This is a genomic window from Erwinia sp. (genome assembly GCF_031978025.1).
In the GTDB taxonomy this organism is placed as follows: domain Bacteria; phylum Pseudomonadota; class Gammaproteobacteria; order Enterobacterales; family Enterobacteriaceae; genus Erwinia.
In genome coordinates, this window is sequence record NZ_DALZCD010000110.1 from 5,239 (window position 1) to 13,107 (window position 7,869).

At 42.8% G+C, this 7,869-nt stretch carries 6 protein-coding genes, 1 tRNA gene and 1 pseudogene; 5 read left to right on the forward strand and 3 right to left on the reverse strand.

The features are described from left to right. Positions 1-504 (reverse strand): hypothetical protein (locus RTK32_RS10715; RefSeq protein ID WP_312043767.1); only part of this gene is annotated, 504 nt, incomplete at its 3' end. 178 nt (positions 505-682) lie between these two features. Here RTK32_RS10715 and RTK32_RS10720 point away from each other — a divergent pair. Beyond that, a complete protein-coding gene (locus RTK32_RS10720) occupies positions 683-1,303 on the forward strand; it encodes a LysE family transporter (RefSeq protein ID WP_312043769.1) in 621 nt (206 codons plus the stop codon). A gap of 73 nt (positions 1,304-1,376) precedes the next feature. Here the strand turns inward: RTK32_RS10720 and RTK32_RS10725 are convergent, their stop codons facing one another. After that, positions 1,377-1,880: a DUF2501 domain-containing protein gene (locus RTK32_RS10725; protein WP_312043771.1), complete on the reverse strand. Its 504-nt coding sequence runs from the start codon at positions 1,878-1,880 to the stop codon at positions 1,377-1,379. A gap of 385 nt (positions 1,881-2,265) precedes the next feature. On the opposite strand from RTK32_RS10725, the gene RTK32_RS10730 reads away from it, so the two are divergent. From RTK32_RS10730 to RTK32_RS10745, 4 genes and pseudogenes are all read left to right on the forward strand, one after another. Then, a tRNA-Leu gene (locus tag RTK32_RS10730) sits at positions 2,266-2,350 on the forward strand. A 122-nt stretch (positions 2,351-2,472) separates the two neighbouring features. Further along, positions 2,473-3,213: pseudogene (locus RTK32_RS10735) on the forward strand (primase-like DNA-binding domain-containing protein); the annotation flags it as partial. A gap of 406 nt (positions 3,214-3,619) precedes the next feature. Further along, positions 3,620-5,257, forward strand: coding sequence for a P-loop ATPase, Sll1717 family (locus RTK32_RS10740; protein WP_312043773.1), 1,638 nt, complete (start codon positions 3,620-3,622; stop codon positions 5,255-5,257). A gap of 122 nt (positions 5,258-5,379) precedes the next feature. Further along, entirely contained in the window at positions 5,380-6,027 is a 648-nt protein-coding gene (locus tag RTK32_RS10745) for a hypothetical protein (RefSeq protein ID WP_312043775.1), read from the forward strand. A gap of 407 nt (positions 6,028-6,434) precedes the next feature. On the opposite strand, the gene RTK32_RS10750 is transcribed toward RTK32_RS10745, so the two are convergent. Beyond that, the gene (locus RTK32_RS10750) at positions 6,435-7,013 is read right to left on the reverse strand and encodes a hypothetical protein (protein WP_312043777.1); all 579 of its coding nucleotides are present in this window, start codon (positions 7,011-7,013) and stop codon (positions 6,435-6,437) included. Between the last annotated feature and the right edge of the window lie 856 nt (positions 7,014-7,869).

The window sequence follows — 7,869 nt, forward strand, 5'->3', positions numbered from 1 at the left end:
GAACTGAAATTTATCGGAAGATGGATTGAGAATTATCGTCATCAGACGCTGCTTTTCGGCCGTATTAAGATGCGGCTGGTCGCTGCCGCCTCTGGCATTGTCTCTGGCGTAGCGCAGAGTAAGCGAATCCAGCAGTGCGTTTGTGCGCAGCTCATCCATAATCTGGTGGCTGCCGCTATTGCCATCGTCAAAACGCAGCCAGCTGTTAACCTTATCAGTAACGATTTCGGTCATCTTGCTGCTCATGCCGCTAATACCAATAACGCCCGCCAGCGTAAGAACAGAAGCAAACACCACAATGATGCCCAGCACCCATTTACGGGTGTTATCCAGCACCGACAGGGTTTTATTGATGGCGCTTTCGGTGATCTTCGCCTCGGCATTGTCAATTTTGTCGCTGACCTGCTGCAGCAGACGCAGATTCTCTTCGCGCAGCTTTTCCAGCTCTGCCTTGTGCTGCAACGCATCGCGTTCAGCCAGCAGTGTCGTTAAATCCTTTTGCATCGTTATCTCACAGAAGAAAAAGTTAACATTTGGCGGCTAATGATAATGCAGGCTGGCCGGAGAAGATGCAAACCAGCGTCGTGGCTACCGTTGGTTACTGCCCGGTGAAAAACCCAAAGAGGAGTGGCGGAGATAAAAGGATCCTGTAAGTTATTTAACTTTATGGCGGGAGAAAAAGATGGATGCGAACATGATTGCCGTTGCCACGATTGGCGGCGCGCTGGCGTTGGGTGCCATGAGCCCTGGTCCCAGTTTTATTATGGTGGCGCGTACGGCGGTGGCTTCTTCAAGACGTGCAGGTATGGGGGCCGCGCTGGGTATGGGCGTCGGCTCGATAGTGATTTCATTAGTTGCGCTGATGGGCCTGCACACGCTGCTGTTGGCCGTTCCCTGGCTGTGGCTGTTGTTAAAAACCGGCGGTGGGATTTATCTGCTGTGGATGGCGTTTAAGATGTTCCGTCACGCGCGTGAACCGTTGCACGTGGTGAAGGAGGGCGCCATGGTAAAAAGCTTTCGCCGCGCTTTTTTAACCGCCTTTGTTACGCAGATCAGCAACCCTAAAACGGCGGTTGTGTTTGCCGGGATCTTTGCCGCCCTGCTGCCGAGCCACATCACGCCAGCAATGTACGTCGCGCTGCCGGTCGTATCCATGCTGGTGGACGGCCTGTGGTATGCCTTTGTGGCCTGGGCGCTGTCATCCAGCGGGCCACGTAATACCTATCTGCGCTATAAAGCGACATTCGACCGCATCGGCGGCAGCGTGATGGCCGCGCTGGGCATTAAGCTGATAATGAAGTAAGCAGGGTGTTGGGCAGGTAGGAGGCATAGAGAGATGCGCGCCATCCATGGCGCGGAAGACCGGTGAGCACGGCCTAAGAGATAAACTGTTTACTCTGCTTTAGCACCAGGCTACAGGCTTTGGTTTTCACCTTTTTGCCTAATTCCGTGTTGCCTAAGCTTTTCAGGTTTACCTGTTGATCGCTGCCGGTATTCAGCAGCCCCATCAGACCTTGTTTATAGTCCGTGGTTTCCTGTGCTTTTGCGGTGTCGGTCAGACCCAGCTTGCTCATCAGCTGATCTTTGACGGAGCTGACATTGTTATTCACCACGTTGTTTTGCACGCAATACTGCAACACGCCCGCGGCGTTGGTCATGCTGTTGGCGCTGAGCTGCTGGTTGCCGCCGTTCAGCAGACCGGTCAATGCACCCAGCGACAGGCCGTTGTTCTGCGTGTTAGATGACGGGTTGGCATTGTTCTGGCTCAGCGTGTTGGCCGCGTTGCTGAGCTGATCCTGCCAGCTGGCTGCCGAAGCCACACCAGCGAACAGGGAAGACGAAACCGTTAATGCCAGTGCTATCTTAGTTGCTACTTTCATTTTTATACCTTCTGTAAATTGTCCGGCGCGACCTGCTTGCGGCGCGCACCGATCTCCCCAGTGGGACTGCGGGATTAGCGTGGAGTTCCCAGATGGGCAGTGGACTCGTTCAGCAAACCCGGCTTTAAGAGTAGTCCTGGGGGAGAAGGCGGTCGATGTGAATTTAAGCGGCTGAGCCGCTTTACAAAAGCAGAGATTATCAGGGAAGAGAAGGCCGGGGGCAGGGAAGTGGGCGTGGTAAAAGCGGCAAACGACGGTATAAGCGCCCCCGGGAAATTTGCAGGGATGGCGTTTTTTTCAGCAGTCGCACGTTCCCCTGCCGATAGGGGTTGCGGAAACAGGGGGTAAAGGTATAATCCACAACGTTTTCCGCATACCCTTCAGTGCCGAAGTGGCGAAATCGGTAGACGCAGTTGATTCAAAATCAACCGCCGCAAGGCGTGCCGGTTCGATTCCGGCCTTCGGCACCAGTATCCTGTCCATCCCCGTCTGGGGAAGTCCAAAAAAACTTTTAAAATCAATATGCAGGCTGAGTTTTCATCCGGCATCGTCCGAGCACATCCGTTGCAATCCATACCCCATTGGGGGCATCTTAGACACGTTTGAGTTATCCTGCGAACGTGCCTTAGTCATAAGCCACTCCTTAATTATCCTGCCGGACCAGGAAAAGTGGAGCGGCGACGGCGCGGGCATCAAGGCGATTACCGGCGGCGACGCCGTGGCGATTGACCCGAAATACCGCGACGCCTATTCAACCCACATCCCTGCGGTAATACTGGCGGTAAACAACAACCCGATGCGCTTCAGCGACCGCAGCGGCGGCGTGTCGCGTCGCCGGGTTATCCTGCCATTCCCGGACGTGATACCGGCGAACGAGCGCGACCCGCAGCTGCTGGACAAGATTGCCGGTGAGCTGGCGGTTATCGTGCGCCACCTGATGCAGCGTTTCACCCGCCCTGACGACGCCCGCGAGCTGTTGCAGGCACAGCAGTCGTCGGAGGAGGCGCTGGAAATCAAGCGCAGCGCCGACCCGCTGGTCGACTTCTGCGGCTACCTGACACCACTGAGCACGCCGACCGGGCTGTTTATCGGTAACGCCAATATCCGGCCCATGAACCCACGCCGCTACCTCTATCACGCCTACCTGTCGTTTATGGAGGCGCGAGGCCATCAGCACCCAATGAGCCTGACGGCGTTCGGCCAGGCGGTGCCGCAGACGCTGAAGGAGTACGAGATTGAGCTGCTGAAGCGCAAGACGAAGAACGGCATCCAGACCAGCCTGGAGCTGAGTCAAGACTGTGAGGCCAACTGGCTGCCGCGATGTGATGCATAGGTTAGATGATAAACGCCAGACCGGCTCCGGCCGGTTTGTACCGGAAGTAAATATCATGATTTCAGCTCATCTAAACGATTCAAAAGTATTTACATGTTAAAAGAGATTATCTAGGCTCTTATACCTGACCAAAAAAGAAAAGAGTGGCACCCTAACCCCCATGAATTTTTCTAACGCAAAGTTCCTAAAAACGTGATCCGCAGCGCAGTATTTTAGGTCATAGTTAGAAAAAACGAATTATCCGTTTAAACGCTAATTTTTATGCAGGTAGGGCAGGTAGATAAGTATAACTACGGAAATGTTGTAAAAACAAGGTGTAAGGAATTAAGGTGTTGCATAATTTTGCAAAAGTTTCTATCTGGCTAGTTTTTATTAATTGAGCTAACTTATGGTTCTGGAGTAAGATATGGAAAGTAAGCAAGTTAAAATAAAAAGAAGTTTGACTGTAGGCGATTTAGATGCTGAGACGGATAATGAATTCTTAGATACTTGCTTTATTGATAAAGGGTATCTGGATGATTTATTAGATGTAAAAAACCCCTGTTCAATTATTGTAGGTAGAACCGGCGCTGGAAAAAGCGCTCTCCTCTATAAAGTTAGCACCTCTATAAATAATTATCAAAAGATAGATCCTAACGACATATCTGTAAAGTTTCTTGAGCACTCTGATATAATCCAATTTATGGATAAGCTAGGGGTTAATTTAGATTTGTTTTATAAAATGTTATGGCGTCATATTTTGATAATAGAGTTGGTGAAGCTCCGATACAAAATTAAAAACGAAGAGGATAACGATAGTTTTTTTAGAGGATTGATTGAAAGGTTTAACAGAGATGAAGTTAAACAAAAGGCAATTTTGTACTTTAGAGAATGGGGTGATAAGTTTTGGCTAAATACAGATGAACAATTAAAACAAATAACAAGGAAGCTTGAGGAGGAGACTAAAGCCAATTTAGGAATTAAGTATTCAGGGATTGATGTTTCTTTAAATGGAGCAAGTAAGCTAAGTGACGAGCAAAGAACCGAAATAACTCAACGAGCAAGTCAAGTGGTCAGTAGTTTACAAATAAAGCAGCTGAATGAAATGTTAAATATGTTAGCTGAGTACTCCTTTAAAGATCCGCAAAAAAGTTATTATCTACTAATAGATCAACTCGATGAAGATTGGGCCGATACTACTACAAGATGCAAATTTATTAGGGCATTAATTGAGGAGGTTAAGGGTTTCAGAAAGATAAAGCATGTTAAAATATTAGTTGCGCTTAGAAAAGATTTAATAGATATGGTATTTGATAGAACCCGGGGAGCAGGATTTCAAGAAGAAAAATATGAGTCATATATATTACAAATTCAGTGGAGCCCTGATGAGTTAATTGATCTGGTCGAAAAGAGAGTAAGGGAAACGTTCAAAAAAACCTACACAAAAGACCAAGTTAAAATTTCTGATATATTTCCGGAGGCTAGGAAGGTTGCTCATGGAAAAACAGCAATGGAATATATATTAGAGCGAACGCTACTTCGTCCAAGAGATATTCTTCAGTTTATAAATGAAACATTTAAATCAGGAATTGATAAAGATAAAATAACATGGACTATAATTCATGAGGCTGAAAAAAATTACTCAGAGAAAAGGCTAAGATCATTAAAAGAGGAATGGGGTGAGACTTACCCATCTTTTGAGGATACAATTGAAATTTTGAGAGGAAGGAATTCAACATTTGATTTTTCCGAATTTAAAAATCCTCAGTTTGAATCTGTCATTACAAAACTTTCTACTAAAAAAAATGAAGATCCATGTGTCATTATTGCAAAAGGTTATTTTGAGGTTACAGGCTCATCACAAAATGAAATTGTGAGCGCTATCCTAGCATGTCTTTATAAGGTAGGAGCTATTGGTGTAAAGCTTGAAACAAATAATTCATTTCTTTGGTCTTATCGAAATAAAAGCGCAATTTCAGCAGGCGAAGCAGAACGAACTAGTCAGCTTAAAATACATAAGATGTTACATAAAGAACTGGATATTAAATCGAAGAGTAATGTCTGAATATTTTCCTTGGATATGCCAGAAGGGTTCTGTCGCATTTGATTATACATCATCTATTTTTATAAAATAAAATATTTATTATAATTAAAATCTTCTTGAATATAAATAAAAGGCTGTGATGGATGGAAAAAATTAAAGTAGTAATTGGTGCTATTTTTTTTATAACTTTTACGTCAATCAATGGTTTTCTTTTTTACATATCAAAAGTTACGGCTGGCGAATCAATAACGTTCTTCACTCTATGCTCAGTTATTAGTTTAATGTTATACTTTTCCTCTGAAATTCAGGAGTTTTCAATTGCTGGCAATATTGTTAAGCTTAAAGAAGTTCGAAGGGATGCTGATAAAGCTATAGCTGAATTACAAACTTCTCGCCTAACTATGTTCAAATTCTTATTAGAAAGCACTAAAAAATTTAGCGGAGGATTTGGTAGTATATCTCCTAAAGATGAACGGATTGATGATTTTTTATTTCTCTTTGAAAACATTGAAGAATCTGGCTTACTTAAAGAGTTAGCAGAAAAAATAGCAGGCTGTACAGAGTTATTCATGAAAGCTCAACTTTACAACTGCACGAGCAATTACACTAAAGTTGATTATAATCGGATTTATACTCCTGATGAACTTACTAATGAGGCATTGCGGGATGAGAATATAAGGAAAGATAATCATCATACTGAGGAAGAGAATAGAAAATTAATTTTAGAGGCCATTTCACATTATCGGCACCTTTATAATATATCCCAAACGGTTAAGCAGCTTATCACCTAATAACATTTTAACATTTTTACTTCTATTTATGAGTATTTGATAAAAAGATAGGATTACTGCATCACTGATTTTATAGGGAGTGATATATGTTGCAAATTTACGCTGTAATTAACACCAAATATATTTAATGTAGGGAGTTTGGGTAGCCAATACTAACATGGCACTTACAGATTCTTTCTCCGTTATGCCTTATGCTATAACTCTGAATGAAACGATTGAAATAAATCAGATTTGACGTTAAAGGAGTTTATTTCTTACTTTAGCAATCAATTTAGTCATGCTTACATGATCGTCGAAATGCTCTTTCTGGTTCAAGCATGACATTGGATCTTTCTCACAATAGGTAGCGTGTCATTTTTTATCGGTCATTATTAATTGTATTGTTATTCTTATAAATGAGTAGCAGATCAGCATACTTTCATCATAAAAGATGAATTTGCATTAAAAAAACCTTGATAAGACTCATATAATCCATTCGCACGAGCAAAACTCATTGCCTCACTAAGCTTTGCTTCTGCCATATTATATTGCTTCCAAGCGTCTTTATCACCACATTCAGGAGTGCGTCTTAGATTGACCCCCATTTTAGAAAATTCAGACATTAGAGTGCTTAGTTTATCCTCAGCTATCTTCCTACTCATTGCTACTGATGAGTTTCTTGTGCTTTCCTTAAGCTCCAAGTTTAACTTTTCATATTTTATTTTAAACCCCTCAAGTTCTGTTATTTTTCTTTCAAATGATTCTTTCTTACTTTCCATTGAAATCTCTTGCCTATAAATTTCTTTTTCCCTTTTTAAAAATTCGTGTTCCTTGGCAAGGTTGTCCTTGTAAAATTCTTTAACTTGCTGGTCTAATTGGTTTTTCTTTTCATATAAGTCCATATATTGCTTAATTAGAAAGGCGCCAAAAGCACTGAAGATAAATAAAGAAGTAATACAGGCACCTAGATATTTACGAATGAAATTTGATAACTCATCTAAATTCATGGTTTCCTCCTTTTTATTGAACAGGAATGAAGGTTACTAAATTGTTATTGATAATACTTTAAAACAGCCTAAAAGATCTATACCTACCGTCATTTGTCCGGCTAATTCAAAAACAACACTATAAGTCATACCTACTAGTTAAGAGAGCGATAGAGAAACACGGCTCTTCGCTCATAGCAACCTTCACCTTAGACGACGGGGAACGGGTCAGGGAAAGTAGTAACATTTTACCATGATCTTAAGCCTGTTATCTAATTTGCGAAGCTGTGAGGCTAGCTGATGACTTAAGCGGGATAGAAAATTATCTGAAAAATTCAAGCCGGTTGACTGCATTTTAAACCAGAAAGTGGACAGGGTTCACCTTCTGGTGAAGAGTAGTGAATAGTACAAATGCGAGTAGCCACCATTTAAGTATATGATAATTAATCATAAAAACAAAAGGTGAACAGGGTGAACACTTTTCAATAAAATCTTTTTTTCTGAGTAGATCTAAAATTTTAAGGGCTGTGGCGCTGGTAAGGGTCTACAGCACGGAACCGAACCGAAACAATAAATTGTAAAAAAGAGAATGAGTGATTATCAATCATTTTCATAACTCTCTGTTTTTAAATACATAGCCATAAATTGTTGTGGGGGCACAAAAAGGGGCATCTTAAGTTTTGGTGCATAAAAAGTTAAATAAAAACATATGATTGTAAGTTTATTTGAGTCCGGCCTTCGCACCAGTATCCTGTCCATCCTCGTCCGAGGAAGTCAAAAAAAACATTAAAAATCAATGTTTAGGCTGATTTTATCATCCGGCATCGTCCGAGCACATCCGTTGCAATCCAGACCCCGCTGGGGGCATCTTAGACAC